The organism is Nonomuraea sp. NPDC050663 (assembly GCF_044456985.1).
In the GTDB taxonomy this organism is placed as follows: Bacteria; Actinomycetota; Actinomycetes; order Streptosporangiales; family Streptosporangiaceae; genus Nonomuraea.
This window is the reverse complement of sequence record NZ_JBITGL010000006.1, coordinates 272,270-286,901: the sequence shown is the minus strand read 5'-3', so window position 1 is coordinate 286,901 and position 14,632 is coordinate 272,270. Positions and strand designations below refer to the sequence as shown.

Genomic DNA, 14,632 nt, shown 5'->3' with positions numbered 1-14,632 from the left:
CGGGGGCAGATCATGAAAGGGAGACATGACCCCGCGCTGGGAACGCTCCGCCTGGCCGTTCGCAGGGCGCGGCTCCGCGCTGCGCGACGTGACCGAAGCCCTGCTCCGACCCGACCTCGGCGGCGCCGTCGTCCTGGGCGCGCCAGGTGCGGGCAGGAGCCGCCTGGCCGTTGAGGCGCACCAGCGGCTGGCCTCAGGCGGCCACGCCGTCTTCTGGGCCACCGGCACCCGCTCCGCCTCCGCCGTACCCCTCGGCGCGCTGCTCCACCTCGGGCGCGACCACGGCGAGATCGTCGCCAGGCTCTGCGAGCCGTCCGCCGCCCGCGCCGTCCTCGTCGTGGACGACGCCCACCTGCTCGACAGCGCCTCGGCCGCCCTGCTCCTCCAGCTCGCCGTCCACACCCCCGCCGCCGTCCTGGCCACCGTACGGCGGGGCGTCGCGGTGCCCGACGCGGTGACCGCGCTGTGGAAGGAACGGGTGGCGCGCAGGGTCGAGCTCGGGCCCCTGGCCGACGGGGAGGTGCGCGCCCTCCTGGAACGCGGGCTCGCCGGGCCCCTCGACTCCGTCACCTCCCGGACCCTGCGCGCGCTCGCCGCCGGGAACCCGCTGTTCCTGCGCGAACTCGTGCAGGCGGGCCTGGAGAGCGGGACGCTGCGCCGAGTCCACGGGCTGTGGCACCTCGCGGGCGAACCACGGGTGACCGGACGGCTGGGGGACCTGGTGGAGGTGGGGGATCCGGGAGTGCTCGACGTGCTCGAGGTCCTCGCGTGCGCCGTCCCGGCGGGCGCGCCGCTGTGCCAGACGGCGGTGGAGGCCCTCACGGGCCCGGACGCCCTGGTCCGGGCGGAACGGTCAGGGCTGGTGGCGGTGCGCGGGGGAGGCGTCGGTTTCGCGGGTCGGGAGCGCGCGGCGCTCGTCGGGTTCGTGGTGCCGGGGCACGCGGCGGTCATCCGGGAGCGCATGCCCCGCTCCCGGCTGCGCGCCATCCACGCGGGACTGGCCGCGACGGGCTGCCACCTCGCGAGCGACCCGCTCGTGGGCGCCGCGTGGAGGGAACACGCGGGGCTCGGGTCCTCGGCGCCGCACCTGCTCGCCGCCGCCCAGTGCGCGGCGTCCCGCCTGGACGCGGTGACGGCCGAGCAGCTCGCCCGCGCCGCCCGCGAGCTGTACGGCCAGCAGGCCCCGGCACACCGCTCACACCTGTCGCGCTGGCTGGAGGGCTCGGACGGCGACGCCTGGCCCACCGGGTCGTCGGAGGGCGGCGAGGACAGGCAGGGCGAGGCCGCTGGGTCGATGGCGGGCGGCGAGGGCAGGGAGGGCGAGGCCGCTGGGTCGTCGGAGGGCGGCGAGGCGAAGGGGCGCGAGGCCGCCGCGGCGACGTTGGTGGGCGGCGAAGGCAGGTCGCGCGAGGTCCCTGGGATGTCGGCGGGCCTCGAGGCGAAGTGGCGCGAGGGCGTCGCGGCGTCGGTGGGCACGGGTCGCGAGGCGGCCGGGGCGTCGGTGGCCGGTGAGGGCGGGCGGCGTGAGGTGGCCGGGGGGCTGGAGGCCGAGCTGGCGCTCGCGGAGGCGCTGGCCGCGCAGGGGCGCCATGCCGAGGCGGCGGCCGTGCTGCCGTCCGAGCGGCTGCCGGGCGAGGCGGAGGGCCGCCGGGTGATGCTGGCCGAGCGTCTCGACTACTGGTGGCGCGGCGTCGTGCCCGTCCACCCCGACGGGCCGGCGGCGGCGCAGGTCGTGCGCACGTGGGCGATCCTGCTCGAAGGCCGGGTGCCTCAAACCCTCGGGAGCGGCCCGGGCCTGCTGATGGGCGCGCTGCCCGCCTCGGCGCGCGCGTGGGCCGCCTCCGCGGTGACGATCGCGGCGGGCCTGGCCGGTGACACCGCGCTGGTCGACCGCGCCTCGACCGCACCGCATCCTGCCGAGGCCGGTGACGCCGCGTTGGTCGACCGCGCCTCGACCGGACCACATCCCGCGGAGGCCGAGAGCACCGCGCTGGTCGACCGCGCCTCGGCGCCGCCACATCCCGCCCCGGCCGGTGACAGCGCCTCGCCCTGGGCGAAGGTGCAGGTGGGTGGGGCGCGGTGTCTGGCGTTGCTCCTGGCCGGTGCGCTCGACGAGGCGGGCGCGCTCGCCGAGGCGGCCTCCCTTCACGCCGCCGACCACGAGCCGCCGCAGGTGGTCGGCGCCTGGGCGGCCGTCTGGGGCATCGTCGCCAAGCACCAGGGCCGTCTCCACGTCGCCCAGCACGCCCTGCGCGAGGCCGTCGTCCTGCTCGACGGCCCCGACCCGCTTCGGCTGCGCCGGGTCCTGCTCGCCGAGCTCGCGGGGGCGTACGCGATGACGGGCGACACGCTCCAGGCCGAGCGCTGGATGCGCCGCGCCGACGCCTGCCCGCCGCCTCCCGGCGTGTTGTTCGACGCGTGGATCGAGCGCGACCGCGCCTGGACCGCGTCCCTGCTCGACCTGCCGACGGCGGCGACTCACGCGCTGGCCGCGGCGAAGGCGGCGCGTACGATCGGAGCCCCGATGCTGGAGGTGCTGGCCTTGACGGACGCGGCCCGCTTCGGGGCCGCCGGGCAGGTCCGCGACCGCTTCACCGAGCTGGCCGCCGGCCGTACCGTCCTGGACCAGGTCGTCCCCGAGGGTCGTGCCGGTTCGGCGTCCGACACCCCGGGGCGCCGTCAGACCGGTCCGGTCGTGGAAGCCCTGGCCGGTGCGGTGGCCGCGCTGGCCGAGCAGGACGCCGCCCGTCTGGCCCGTGCCGCCGAGCGGTTGCGGGCGCTGGGTCACCTGTTGCCCGCCGCCGAGTGCGCCGCCACCGCCTACCGCCTCCACACCGCCGCGAGTCGCCCGGTGGACGCCAAGCCGGCTCTGGCCCTGGCCCGCGAGCTGCTGACCGAGTGCGACGGCGCCCGCACTCCGCTGACGGACCTGAGCGGCAGCCGCAGCACCCTGACCCCCCGCGAGCTGCAGGTCGCCAAGCTGATCGCGGCGGGCATGCCGGGCAGGTCGGTCGCCGTCCGCCTCGGCCTGTCGTTGCGCACGGTCAACAACCACCTGGGACGCGTGTACGTCAAGCTGGGCATCTCCGGCCGTGACGCGCTGACCGCGGTGCTCGACGACACGGGGTGAGCCCCCTTGTGTTCATCCTGGCCTCCGGAGATGCTCGACTTCGGCGTCCACGGAGGAAACGACATGAGCGTGAGGATCGAACGCGACGGCGAGGTCATGACCGTCGTGCTCTCCCGGCCGGAGGTGCGCAACGCCGTCGACCGCAAGACGGCCGACGCGCTGGTCGACGCGTTCACGGCGTTCGAGGAGTCGTCCGCGTCGGTCGCGGTGTTGTGGGGTGAGGGCGGCTCCTTCTGCGCGGGGGCCGATCTGAAGGCTCTCGACAACCACGTCGGCGAGGAGGGCGCGGGTCCGATGGGGCCCACGCGGATGCGACTGTCGAAGCCGGTCGTCGCCGCCGTCTCGGGTCACGCGGTCGCGGGTGGGCTGGAGCTGGCGCTCTGGTGCGATCTGCGGGTGGCGGAGGAGTCGGCCGTGTTCGGCGTCTTCTGCCGCCGCTGGGGCGTGCCTCTGATCGACGGCGGCACGGTACGGCTGCCGCGCCTGATCGGGTTGTCGCGCGCGATGGACATGATCCTCACCGGCCGCCCCGTCGCGGGTCCCGAGGCGCTGGCGATGGGGCTGGCCAACCGCCTGGTGCCCGACGGCACGGCCAGGGCGGCGGCCGAGTCCCTGGCCAGGGAGCTGGCCCGCTTCCCGCAGTTGTGCATGCGCGGCGACCGGTTGTCGGCGCTGGAGCAGGACGGCATGGCCGAGCACGAGGCCATGGTCAACGAGTTGCGGCACGGCATGACCGCGCTGGGGGAGGCCGTCGACGGCGCCGCCCGTTTCGCGTCGGGCGCGGGCCGCCACGGATCCTTCGGCGACCTCTAGCGCTTGATGGCGGCGAAAACGGCATAATCGCCTCCATCATGGACAGAAGACCTCCCCTCGTCGCCGGTGCCATGGCGGTCACCGCCGTCGCCGCCGTCCTTCTGGCCGCGTACCTGCAGATCCGCCTGCCCGCCGCGTGGGCGCCGGATCCGCCGCTGTCGCCGGACCATCCGGCAGGGCTCGCCTTCCCGGCGGTCGGCGCCCTGCTCATCCACCGCCGTCCCGACCTCAACCTCGGCTGGCTCATGTGCTGGGGAGGGCTGCTGGCGGCCTTCTCGATGCTCACCCAGGCGTTCATGCTCCACCTGGCCACCGACGGGGCGATGGACGCGGCAGGGGTGGTGCGCTGGATCAGCGTCTGCTGCTGGTCGGTCGGCGGCGGCCTGATGGCGATCATCCTGCCCGTCTACGCGCCGACCGGCAGGCTGCCCTCGGCCCGCTGGCGGTGGCTGGTGGCGGTGGCCCTGACCGTCTCGGCGGCCCAGGCGATCGTGCGGGTGGTCCGCCCCGACCCCCCGCTGGAGGGATACGCCTTCCCCGAGGTCATCCCCAACGCCCTGGCGATCCGGTCGTTCACCGCCGTCGGGCTCGTCGGCGACATCCTGATCTGGGTGGTCAACGCCTGCGTCGTGGCGGCGCTGGTCTCCCTGGCGCTGCGCCTGCGCGGGGCCGACCCCGTCACGCGCCGCCAGATCGCCTGGCCGCTGGCCGCCTTCGCGCTCTACGTGGTCTTCCTGCTTCTGGGCGAGGACTTCTGGTTGTTCGCCACGATCTGGACGGGCCTGATCCCGGTGGCGATCGTCTTCTCGGTGCTGCGCTACCGGCTGTTCGGCATCGACACGGTGATCAGCCGCGCGGTGGTCGTCACCGGCCTGCTGGCGATCATCAGCGCGGTCTACTTCGGCGTGGGGGCGCTGGCCGGGCTCATCGTGGCCGAGCAGCACCAGATCGCCGGACTGGTGGCGGCGCTGTTCGCCGGGGCCTTCTTCCAGCCGCTGCGCCGGTCCCTGCAGCGGGCGGTCGACCGGGTCATGTACGGCCCGGTCGGCGATCCGCGACTGCTGGCCCAGCGGCTGACGCACGAGGTGCGCCGCGCCGACCCGGCCGACGCGCTGGCCGCCGTCGTGTCGGTCGTGCGCGACGGCCTGGCGGTCGACGGGGTGGCGGTGAACGTTCCCGAGGGGCTGCCCGCCCACGTCCAGAGCGGCGATCCCGGACCGGAAGCGAGGGTCATCCCGCTCGTCTGGCACGGCGAGCCGGTGGGCAGCCTGCACATCGGCAGGCCGGGGGCGCGCAGGTTCGCCGCCGCGCACGACGAGCGGGTGGTGCGCACGCTGCTGCCGTACGTGGCCGACGTGGCGCATGCCGTACGGATGGCCGCCGACCTGCAGCGGTCGCGCGAGCGCATCCTGGCCGCCCGCGAGGAGGAGCGCCGCCGCCTGCGGCGCGACCTGCACGACGGGCTCGGCCAGACGCTCTCGGGCATGGCCATGACGATCAACATCGCCCGCATCAACCTGCACCGCTCGCCCGACGACGCCGACGTGCTCCTGGCCGACCTGCGTACGGGCATGGACGCGGTCACCGGCGGCCTCAGGGAGCTGGTGTACGGCCTGCGCCCGCCCGCGCTCGACGAGCTGGGCCTGGCGGGAGCGATCGGCGAGCTGGCGGGGGCGGACCCGGCGACCACCGTCACCGTCGACGGCGAGCTGGCCGATCTGCCGGCCGCGGTCGAGGTCGCCGCCTACCGCATCGCCCAGGAGGCTCTCACCAACGCCCGACGGCACGCGGGAGCGGAGTCCATCGCCATCCACCTGGCCCGCGACGCGGGCCTGCGCCTGACGATCACTGACGACGGCCGGGGCATCGCGCCGGAGCACCGTCCGGGCGTGGGCCTGGCCTCCATGCGCGAGCGGGCGGCGGAGCTGGGCGGGGCGTGCGTCATCTCCTCCGGCGGCCGGGGCACGGTCGTCGAGGCGAGGCTGCCCGTCATGGCTGCGTCTGCGGGTTGAACTCGGTCAGCGTCGCGCCGTCGAGCGGCAGGCCCTCGACGCGGAGCACGTCGAGGCCCTTGAACATGTCGCTGGAGTAGACGTAGCCGTTGTAGAAGTAGGCCGACCAGGAGCCGCCCGACATCCCCGGGTCGCGGTAGGGTGCGCCGCCGCGCTGGTGGAAGCCGATCTCCTGGGGCCGGGCGGGGTCGGTGAAGTCGATGAGCGAGACCCCGCCCTCGTACCAGCCCTGGACCATGACGTCGCGCCCGGTCACGGGCACCAGCGAGCCGTTGTGCGCGCTGCAGGTCAGGGGCGCCAGGACCGCCCGCGGGATCTTGAAGTACCCGCGGAAGGAGAGCTTGCGCTCGGCCGAGACGCCGTAGACGCCGTTGGCTCCCCACACCCCGCCGGTCTTGGGGTCGCACACGATCGACTGGCCGCCGCCGAACTCGTCGGAGAAGACGATCGTGTCGCCGTCGGCGCTGAAGACCGCCGAGTGCCAGTAGCCGAAGTGCTGCGGGTCCTGGACCCGGTCCAGCACGCGCGGCTTGAGCGGGTCGGAGACGTCGAGCAGCACCCCGTCGCCGATGCACGAGGCGGCGGCCAGCCGGGTCGGCGCGTGCACGGTCACGTCGTGGCAGCCGCCGACCTTGAGATCCTCGTTGGCGATCTTGGACGCGCCGCCCTCCAGGATCGTCGGGCTGGCGGCGATCCGCGCGGAGGCGGGATCGTTCACCGGCACCTCCACCACCACGATCATGCCGTGGGCGGCCTCGCACTCCGACGAGCCGGTCATGCTCGGCGAGGAGGTGGCGAACAGGTAGACCTTCTCGGGCGTCGGCGAGGGGATGAGGGTGGCGGTGTGCGATCCGCACGGGGTGGCCACCGCGCCCACGTAGCGGGGCGCGGCCTTGTCGGCGATGTCGAAGATCCGCACCCCCTCCCATCCGCCGGGGGTGTACTGGCCGGAGTTCTGGCAGCTCTCGTCGGGCACGGGCAGGTCGACGGAGAGGAACAGCAGGTGGCCGCTGACGGTCACGTCGTTCTGCGGTCCCGGGCACACCACCTGGCTGACCACGCGTGGCTGCTCGGGCCGGGCGATGTCGTAGACGGTGAAGCCGAGGTAGTTGCCCGCGATCGCGTGGGTGCCGGTGAAGGCCAGGTCGGAGCCGATCGCCTCCTCGACGTCCAGCGGCGCCTGCCGCGCCAGGCTCGTCACCGGCTTCAGGTGGCCGCCGCTCGTCGCGCTCTCGTCGTACTCCCGCAGCGCCGAGGCCTCGATTGTGGTGCCGGAGGAGCCGGTCGCCCGGGGAGTGCCCCCGTAGGTGGCGGCGCCTCGCGGCGGCTCGGCCGTGCAGGCCGTCAGCACCAGCAGCAGGCAGAGCAGACCCCGTCGCACAATGACTCCCGCGCGCCATAGATTCGTGGGAAATGAACCGTAACGCGTGGCTTGCCGCCGCGACAGTGGCGACGCTGCTGGGAACCACCGGCTGTACGGCGGAGCGGCCCGCCGGGGGAGTGGTGCCCACGGGCGCGGCCCCGGTGATCGTCCCCGGCCGCCCCGGAGAGCCCGCCGCGACCGCCACCCCGGGCCGGACCCTGCTGCGCGCCGCCCAGCCGAACGCGGCCGACGTGCGCTTCGCCGAGGCGATGATCGGCCACCACCGGGCGGCCCTGGCGATGGCCGCCCTCGTGCCCGGTCGTACCGGCACCCCGCCGATCGTGGCGGCGGCGGCTCGCGTGCGCGTCTCGCAGGAGGCCGAGATCGGCTGGCTCACCCGGTGGCTGGCGCGCCTGAGCCGGCGGGCGCCGCACGGGCACGACCACGACCTGGCCGCGTTGCGCGGGCTCAGGGCGGCCGCGTTCGACCGCGCCTACCTGGTCCAGATGATCGAGCACCACGAGGGCGCGGTGCGCATGGCCGCCGACGTGCTGCAGAAGGGGTCCGATCCGGGGATCAGGCGTCTGGCCGCCGACATCGACAGCGGCCAGACGGCCGAGATCGTCAGGATGCGGGAGCTGCTCAGAGGTACACGCGCGGGTCGGCGTGCAGCCGCTGCGGCAGCCGTACCTTGATGAACTCGTTGGGGTCGGGCCTTCCGGCCGTGCGCCCGGAGGAGAACGGGAAGTTGTTGTCGTCGAGGACGCCGAGCGTGCGGTCGTCCAGGATGATCACGTCCTCGATCGTCTGGAACGGGAAGCGGAAGGGCGTCGAGGGGTCGCGCGGGTCGTGGAGGTCGAGCAGGTCGGCCACGAGGGTCTTGACCAGCTCGGTGCCGCGCCGCTCCGCCAGGTAGATCTTCTTCACCTTGGCCGCGTCGCCCTGCAGGTTGTCGCGCTCGATGATGAGGAACCGGTCGCGGTCGACGGCGATGGCGTCGCCGATGGCGTGCGAGGGGTCGTCCAGCTTGTAGGTCCAGTGCTGGGCACTGTAGCGCCGCTTGCGCAGGTCGTACTCGTACATGCGCAGCGTGCCCGGCTCGTCGCCGGTGACGGTGCCCTCCAGCAGCGGGTAGAGGCGGCGCTGGTCGACCGAGCGGGCCAGCCCCTCGAAGCCCTTGCTGCGCCCCAGGTTGGGCTGCTCGGAACCGAGGTAGGGGTTCTCCGGCGCCTTGACGCCGGGCAGCTGGATCGGCGCGTCGAGCAGCTCGCCGCGGCCGGAGAAGTGCAGCAGGAAGGGGCCGAACTCGTCGCCGATCCAGTAGGTGCCGTCGACGGCGCGCTGGATCGACTCCACGTCGAAGTCGGCGCCGGTCAGCACCCGGTCGGCGCGGGTGAGCGCGAAGGGCACCAGGCCGCGCGGGTCGCGCAGGTTCACCCCGCCCAGCACGTCGATCGTGCCGCGCCGGAAGTCGGGCCGGATGCGGTGGATGCGCAGCAGGAAGTCGGCGCTGTTGTTCTTGGCGCCGAAGCCGTTGTCGGACAGCACGTCGAAGCTGCCGTCGTGGCGGCGGGCGATGCCGCTGAAGCCCTGGATCGGCTGTCCGGGCAGGGGGAGGGTGACGCCGTTGACGGGCGCGGTGCCGAGCTGGGAACCCGACGGCTCGCTGCCCGGGACGTAGGTCTCGGCGGGCAGGGAGGCGAACCCCGCCAGGGAGGCACGATCGCGGTCGGCCGCGGCGGCGTGGGCGGGCATCGCGGCCAGGCCCGCCGCCAGGGCGAGCACCGCGATGGAGAGACGTTTCATGATGTCGCACCGTACGGAGCCGGAGTGAACAGGGTTTGAACTCCGTTCGGATTTTGGCCCCGTCATGATCGAGAATATGGTCATATAGAGGGGTGAGTGAGGAAAGCGTCCCAGCCGGTATCGACCCCACCGTGCCGAGCGCGGCCCGGATCTACGACTACTTCCTGGGCGGCAAGGACAACTTCGCCTCCGATCGCGCCGCGGCCGAGCACATCCTGGCGCTGGCCCGTGCGCGGGGATACGACATCCGCGAGGCGGCCTGGTCCAACCGCGCCTTCCTCGGCAGGGTGGTGCGCGAACTGGCCGCGGCGGGCGTGCGCCAGTTCCTCGACATCGGCACCGGCCTGCCCACCCGCGAGAACGTGCACCAGATCGTGCGCGAGGCCGCCCCCGACGCGAAGGTCGTCTACGTCGACAACGACCCCATCGTGCTCGTCCACGCCCGCGCGCTGCTGGAGGACAACTCCCAGACCATCGTGGTCCACGGCGACCTGCGCGAGCCCGCCAAGATCCTGGCCGACCCCCAGGTGCGCGCCCATCTCGACTTCGACCGGCCGGTCGCCGTGCTCGTGCTGGCGCTGCTGCACTTCTTCCCCGAGGACGACTATGTGGACGGCCTGGTCGGCCACCTGATCGACGGCCTGCCCGCCGGGGGCTACCTGGCCGTCTCCCACGGCTACGCGGCCCTGCGCGACGCCGAGGGGGAGCAGGAGGCGCGCGACGTCTACAGCAAGACCTCCGTCGGCGACATCGTGCAGCGCCCCCCGGCCAAGGTCGCGGCGATGATGGCGCGGCTGGAGATGCTGGAGCCCGGCGTCGTCCCCGTCGAGACCTGGCGCCCGCATCCCGACCAGTACGCGGGCAACCCCGAGACCAGCGGCTACATCGGCGGCGTGGGCCGCAAGGTCTGACTGGGCGGGACAGCGGCCTCGCGCCGCCCCGCCGTACGGCTCAGCCGACCCGGACCGGCACCCGCGCGGGCCGGAAGATCTGGCTGCCGTCCGTCCACGGCACCTCGCCCGCCACGGCGAGCCCGGGAGCCCGCTCCGTCAGCACGGCCAGCGCCTCCTGCAGCTCCATCCGGGCCAGGTTGGCGCCCAGGCAGTAGTGGATGCCGCGGCTGAAGGCCAGGTGCTGCACCGGCCCCTCCCGGTCGAAGCGCATCAGTTCCGGCTCGTCGAAGACCGCCGGGTCGTTGTTGGCCCCGAGGTAGGAGACGATCACGCCCTCGCCCTTGGCGACCACCCCGCCCGAGGGCAGCTCGACGTCCTCCAGCGCCACCCGGATCGGCGTGCTGTCGCCGGGGAACTCCACGCGCAGCAGTTCCTCCACCGCCGCCGGGATCAGCCCGGGCCGTTCCACCAGCCGCTCCCAGCCGTCGTCGAGGAGGCGCACGATGGCCCGGCAGAGCAGCGAGCCGGTGGTCTCGTATCCGGCCAGCAGCAGTCCCATCGCCTGCTGGACCAACTCCTCCTCCGACAGCCTGTCGTCCTCGTCGCGAGCCAGGATGAGCGAGGCGAGCACCCCGTCGCCCGGGTCGTCGCGGTGCCGGGCGACGAGGTCGGCGACGTAGACGTGGAACTCCATGCCGGCCAGGAGCTTGTCGTCGACGCTGAGGCCCGACGACGACAGCAGCGCGTTGGACCAGTGCGCCACGCGCTCGATGTCGACCTCGACGCCGAGGATGTCGCAGATGACGCGGACGGGCAGCGGGAAGGCGAAGGAGGAGACGAAGTCGAACTCGTCACCGGCCGCCTCCAGCAGCCCGGTGGCGATGGCCCGCACCCGGGGACGCCACAGCTCGATCTTGCGCGGCGTGAACGTGCCCGCCAGCAGCTTGCGCAGGCGCGTGTGGGCGGGCGGGTCGGTGCTGATGAGCAGGCCGGGCACGTCGGTGAAGCTGAAGCCCTCGTACATGCGGGGCGCGCCCTCGTAGAACAGCTCGCGGCTGAAGCGCGGGTCGCTCAGCACGGCGACGGCGTCGTCGTGGCGGGTGGTGAGCACCACGACGTCGCCGCTGGGTAAGCGCACCCGGCCGGTGGGCTCGGTGGTGCGGCGGCGGTCGTAGGCCTCGTGCGGCCGTCCCATCGGGCAGGTGGGGAAGGGGAAATTCTCGATCATGGCGGGAAATGTAACCTGTTCTTATGCCGGACATCGAGGTATCCGGGCGGCAGGTCGCGGTCACCAGTCCCGACAAGGTCGTCTTTCCCGACAGCGGGCACACCAAGCTCGACCTGATCCGCTACTACCAGGCGGTCGGCGACGGCGCGCTGCGCGGGGTCAGCGGCAGGCCGATGATCCTCAAGCGCTACGTGCACGGCATCCAGGAGGAGGCCTTCTTCCAGAAACGCGCGCCCAAGAAGCGCCCCGACTGGATCGAGGTCGCCGAGCTGAAGTACCGCTCCGGGCTGTCGGCCGAGGAGGTCGTCGTCACCGACCTGGCCCAGCTGCTGTGGGTGGTCAACCTGGGCTGCGTGGATCTCAACCCGCACCCGATCCGCTCCGACGACCTGGCCCGTCCCGACGAGCTGCGCATCGACCTCGACCCGATGCCGGGCGTGCCCTGGCCCGCCATCCTGGCCACCGCCCAGTGCGCCCGCGAGGTGCTGGAGGAGCACGGCCTGACGCCGTGGCCGAAGACCTCGGGTTCGCGCGGCTTCCACGTCTACGCCCGCATCGAGCGGCGCTGGCCGTTCGCCCAGGTGCGCAAGGCCGCCGAGGCGGTCGCCCGCGAGGTCGAGCGGCGCATCCCCGACATCGCGACCGCCCGCTGGTGGAAGGAGGAGCGTCACGGCGTCTTCGTCGACTTCAACCAGAACGCCTACGACAGGACCGTGGTCAGCGCCTACTCCGTGCGCGCCGTCGCCGACGCCCGGGTCTCGACGCCGCTGACCTGGGACGAGGTGCCCGGCGTCGATCCGGCGGCGTTCACGATCGACACGGTGCCCAAGCGGCTGGCCGAGCGCGGCGACCCGTGGGAGGACATGGACCTGCACGCCGGCTCCCTCGACGGGCTGCTGGAGTTGTCGGAGAGCCTCGGTCCCGCGCCGAAGCCGCCCAAGGGCAGCATCCCGCTGATCGAGATCGCCAGGGCCCAGCACAAGGAGGAGGCGCTGGAGGCGCTCGAACGCTGGAAGGGCCGCCATCCCGGCGTGGTCGAGCACCTGCAGCCCGCCGACGTGCTGGTCGACGGCATGCGCGGGCGCTCCAGCGTCTGGTATCGCATCCGCGTCAACCTGCAGCACGTGCCGGAGGGGCACAGGCCGCCGCAGGAGCCGCTGGAGGTCGACTACAACCCCTTCGAGGGCGTCGACTGGGAGGCGGTCGCCCGGCGAAGGGAACGCTGAAAACCCTCTCAAAACGGGACATGATCGAATAACATTCGGCCCATGCAGATCGATACGTCCAAGCCGAGCGTGGCGCGCATCTACGACTACTGGCTGGGCGGCAAGGACAACTTCGAGATCGACCGCATCGCCGCCGACCAGCTGACCAAGCTGGTCCCCGACGCCGTCGAGATGTGCCGCGACAACCGTGCCTTCCTCAAGCGCACGGTCACCCTGCTGGCCGAGGCCGGCATCCGTCAGTTCCTCGACATCGGCAGCGGCCTGCCCACCCAGGAGAACGTGCACGAGGTGGCCCTGGGCGCCGCGCCCGACTCCAGCATCGTCTACGTCGACAACGACCCGATGGTGCTCGTCCACGGCAGGGCGCTGCTCAGCGACGCCGGGCACGCCTGGGTGGTGGAAGGCGACATCTACGACCCCGGCGGCATCGTCGCCAAGGCCTGCGAGCGGCTCGACTTCGACAGGCCCGTCGCCGTGCTGATGCTGGCGATCGCGCACTTCGTCACCGACGACGCCGAGCTGGCCCGCATCATCACGGAGCTGCGGGCCCGCCTGGCGCCCGGCAGCTACATCGTCATGTCGCACGCCTTCGCGGGCGAGCGCACCGGTGACGACACCGTCCAGGGCGTTCAGGAGGTCTACGCCAAGTCGGCGGCGGGCGGGCTCACCCCGCGCTCGCGCGAGCAGATCGGCGGCCTATTCGCGGGCATGGAGCTGCTGGAGCCCGAGCTGGTGCCGGTCAAGTCCTGGCGGACGGGAGTGGCTCCCGACTACACCAAGCCCACGACCATCGGGGTCGTCGCCAAGCTCTAGACCCGCGTCGGCGGTTCGTAGCCCTCGTCGCCGCGGCGGTCGGGCATCTCGATCGACGGCCCGGCGTACTCTCCGGCGATGTCGGGCTCCTCGGTGCTCGCGCCGAGGGGCGACAGGTAGCGGGTCCAGGTGATGCGTCCGCGGGCGGGGCCGTTGAGCAGGCCCGCCCGCTGGGCCGCCGCCGTCCGGCCCGGCCAGCGCGCGGGCGGCAGCGGCAGGCGTCTGCCTCGGGCCCTGCGCTACTGCCTGGCCAGCTCGTCGGTGGCCAGCACCTCGGGCCCCGCGAAGTTCTCGATCGTCTTGCGCGGCCCGCCGGTCAGCAGGTCCACCAGGAAGGCGGCCACGTCGCGGGCGTCGACCGGCTGCCACGGGACCGTGCGGTCGACCGGCAGGAACGGCGCCCTGGCGAGCAGGCCGTCGAGCCACTGGTGGAACGGGGTGGCGCGCAGGATGGTCCAGCCCAGTCCGCTGTCGGTCACGATCCTCTCGGCGCGCAGCTTGTGGGCGAAGTAGCCGACGGGCGCCTTGCCGACGCCGACGATCGAGGGGAAGACGACGTGGCCGACCCCGGCGGAGCGGGCGCACTCCAGCAGGCCGCGCGTGCCGTACACGTCGACCGTGGCGGTCCTGCGCCCGCGGTGGGCGAGGGTGGCCATGTGCACGACCGCCTCGACCCCGTCGAACGCCTCGCGCACGCCGCGGCCGGTGGCCAGGTCGGCCCGCCGCCAGTCGACCGCCGGATCGGTGCGGGGCTCGCGGCTGAGCGCGCGCACCTCGAAGCCGCTCGAGACCAGGTGAGGGGTGACGACCCGGCCCATCGTGCCGGTCGCTCCGGTTAACAGGACTCTCATTCGGTGGCCTCTACCCGATGTCGCTCCCGCCATTTCTCGTGGAGCTGAGGCATCTGCTCGTACATGAACAGGTAGAAGTCGCGCAGCTCGGTCATGGTCCGCCCGCCGTGCGTCTCCTGGCCGCCGAGCACCTCGATACCCTCGTCGACCATGTCGGCCAGCACCTTGTAGAGCCTGACCTTGGTGAGGGCGACCTCCCACCAGCTGTTCTCGACCACCCGGTACAGGTCGCGGCGCGAGCCCGGCACCGGTTCGCGCGTGACCATGCCCAGCTGGATGAGGTAGCGCACCGCGCCCGAGATCGCCGCCGGGCTCACGCTCAGCCGTTCGGCCAGGTCGGCGGCGCTGAGCGAGTCTTCGTCCGACACCGACAACGTCACCAGCACCCGCCCGGCCATGGGCGGGAAGCCCCAGTCGCTGAGCATCCGGCTCAGCTTCTCCACGAAGATCCGAACGCCTTCTTCGTCCCGCATCAACACCCCCAGCGTCAAGAACGC

General features: G+C 73.2%; 12 protein-coding genes. 7 read left to right on the top strand and 5 right to left on the bottom strand.

The features are described from left to right. The first annotated feature begins 25 nt into the window (after positions 1-25). From ACIBH1_RS21630 to ACIBH1_RS21620, 3 genes are all read left to right on the top strand, one after another. Complete coding sequence (locus tag ACIBH1_RS21630; protein ID WP_397315611.1) at positions 26-3,130, top strand: LuxR C-terminal-related transcriptional regulator; 3,105 nt, start codon at positions 26-28, stop codon at positions 3,128-3,130. A 63-nt stretch (positions 3,131-3,193) separates the two neighbouring features. Next, the gene (locus tag ACIBH1_RS21625; protein WP_397315610.1) at positions 3,194-3,943 is read left to right on the top strand and encodes a crotonase/enoyl-CoA hydratase family protein; all 750 of its coding nucleotides are present in this window, start codon (positions 3,194-3,196) and stop codon (positions 3,941-3,943) included. Between the two features lie 38 nt (positions 3,944-3,981). Next, positions 3,982-5,955, top strand: coding sequence for a histidine kinase (locus ACIBH1_RS21620; protein ID WP_397315609.1), 1,974 nt, complete (start codon positions 3,982-3,984; stop codon positions 5,953-5,955). On the opposite strand, the gene ACIBH1_RS21615 is transcribed toward ACIBH1_RS21620, so the two are convergent. Then, positions 5,933-7,336 (bottom strand): LVIVD repeat-containing protein, encoded by a 1,404-nt coding sequence (locus tag ACIBH1_RS21615; RefSeq protein ID WP_397315608.1) that lies wholly within the window; start codon positions 7,334-7,336, stop codon positions 5,933-5,935. The genes ACIBH1_RS21620 and ACIBH1_RS21615 overlap by 23 nt on opposite strands. Positions 7,337-7,368: 32 nt before the next feature. On the opposite strand from ACIBH1_RS21615, the gene ACIBH1_RS21610 reads away from it, so the two are divergent. After that, positions 7,369-8,013 (top strand): DUF305 domain-containing protein, encoded by a 645-nt coding sequence (locus ACIBH1_RS21610; protein ID WP_397315607.1) that lies wholly within the window; start codon positions 7,369-7,371, stop codon positions 8,011-8,013. Here ACIBH1_RS21610 and ACIBH1_RS21605 read toward each other — a convergent pair. Beyond that, positions 7,961-9,124: an esterase-like activity of phytase family protein gene (locus ACIBH1_RS21605; RefSeq protein ID WP_397315606.1), complete on the bottom strand. Its 1,164-nt coding sequence runs from the start codon at positions 9,122-9,124 to the stop codon at positions 7,961-7,963. The genes ACIBH1_RS21610 and ACIBH1_RS21605 overlap by 53 nt on opposite strands. Positions 9,125-9,216: 92 nt before the next feature. Here ACIBH1_RS21605 and ACIBH1_RS21600 point away from each other — a divergent pair, with 92 nt between their 5' ends. Further along, on the top strand, positions 9,217-10,035 hold the full coding sequence (locus tag ACIBH1_RS21600; protein WP_397315605.1) for an SAM-dependent methyltransferase: 819 nt from the start codon (positions 9,217-9,219) through the stop codon (positions 10,033-10,035). A 40-nt stretch (positions 10,036-10,075) separates the two neighbouring features. On the opposite strand, the gene ACIBH1_RS21595 is transcribed toward ACIBH1_RS21600, so the two are convergent. Next, positions 10,076-11,245, bottom strand: a complete 1,170-nt coding sequence (locus tag ACIBH1_RS21595; protein ID WP_397315604.1) for a cytochrome P450 — start codon at positions 11,243-11,245, stop codon at positions 10,076-10,078. A 23-nt stretch (positions 11,246-11,268) separates the two neighbouring features. Here ACIBH1_RS21595 and ligD point away from each other — a divergent pair, with 23 nt between their 5' ends. Together ligD and ACIBH1_RS21585 are read left to right on the top strand one after the other, a co-directional pair. After that, entirely contained in the window at positions 11,269-12,471 is a 1,203-nt protein-coding gene (gene ligD, locus ACIBH1_RS21590; protein ID WP_397315603.1) for a non-homologous end-joining DNA ligase, read from the top strand. A 42-nt stretch (positions 12,472-12,513) separates the two neighbouring features. Continuing rightward, positions 12,514-13,284, top strand: coding sequence for an SAM-dependent methyltransferase (locus ACIBH1_RS21585; protein ID WP_397315602.1), 771 nt, complete (start codon positions 12,514-12,516; stop codon positions 13,282-13,284). Positions 13,285-13,523: 239 nt separating this feature from the next. Here ACIBH1_RS21585 and ACIBH1_RS21580 read toward each other — a convergent pair whose 3' ends face one another. Together ACIBH1_RS21580 and ACIBH1_RS21575 are read right to left on the bottom strand one after the other, a co-directional pair. Next, entirely contained in the window at positions 13,524-14,135 is a 612-nt protein-coding gene (locus tag ACIBH1_RS21580) for an SDR family oxidoreductase (RefSeq protein ID WP_397315601.1), read from the bottom strand. Further along, positions 14,132-14,608 carry a GbsR/MarR family transcriptional regulator gene (locus ACIBH1_RS21575; protein WP_397315600.1) on the bottom strand — a complete coding sequence of 159 codons (477 nt, stop codon included), beginning with the start codon at positions 14,606-14,608 and terminating at the stop codon, positions 14,132-14,134. Before ACIBH1_RS21575 ends, ACIBH1_RS21580 begins: the two co-directional genes overlap by 4 nt. Positions 14,609-14,632 lie beyond the last annotated feature (24 nt).

Bases quoted from the DNA above. Each gene is read 5' to 3' on its own strand.
- ACIBH1_RS21630 (WP_397315611.1), top strand. From the start codon at position 26: ATGACCCCGCGCTGGGAACGCTCCGCCTGGCCGTTCGCAGGGCGCGGC.
- ACIBH1_RS21625 (WP_397315610.1), top strand. From the start codon at position 3,194: ATGAGCGTGAGGATCGAACGCGACGGCGAGGTCATGACCGTCGTGCTC.
- ACIBH1_RS21620 (WP_397315609.1), top strand. From the start codon at position 3,982: ATGGACAGAAGACCTCCCCTCGTCGCCGGTGCCATGGCGGTCACCGCC.
- ACIBH1_RS21610 (WP_397315607.1), top strand. From the start codon at position 7,369: ATGAACCGTAACGCGTGGCTTGCCGCCGCGACAGTGGCGACGCTGCTG.
- ACIBH1_RS21605 (WP_397315606.1), bottom strand. From the start codon at position 9,124: ATGAAACGTCTCTCCATCGCGGTGCTCGCCCTGGCGGCGGGCCTGGCC.
- ACIBH1_RS21595 (WP_397315604.1), bottom strand. From the start codon at position 11,245: ATGATCGAGAATTTCCCCTTCCCCACCTGCCCGATGGGACGGCCGCAC.
- ligD (WP_397315603.1), top strand. From the start codon at position 11,269: ATGCCGGACATCGAGGTATCCGGGCGGCAGGTCGCGGTCACCAGTCCC.
- ACIBH1_RS21585 (WP_397315602.1), top strand. From the start codon at position 12,514: ATGCAGATCGATACGTCCAAGCCGAGCGTGGCGCGCATCTACGACTAC.
- ACIBH1_RS21580 (WP_397315601.1), bottom strand. From the start codon at position 14,135: ATGAGAGTCCTGTTAACCGGAGCGACCGGCACGATGGGCCGGGTCGTC.
- ACIBH1_RS21575 (WP_397315600.1), bottom strand. From the start codon at position 14,608: ATGCGGGACGAAGAAGGCGTTCGGATCTTCGTGGAGAAGCTGAGCCGG.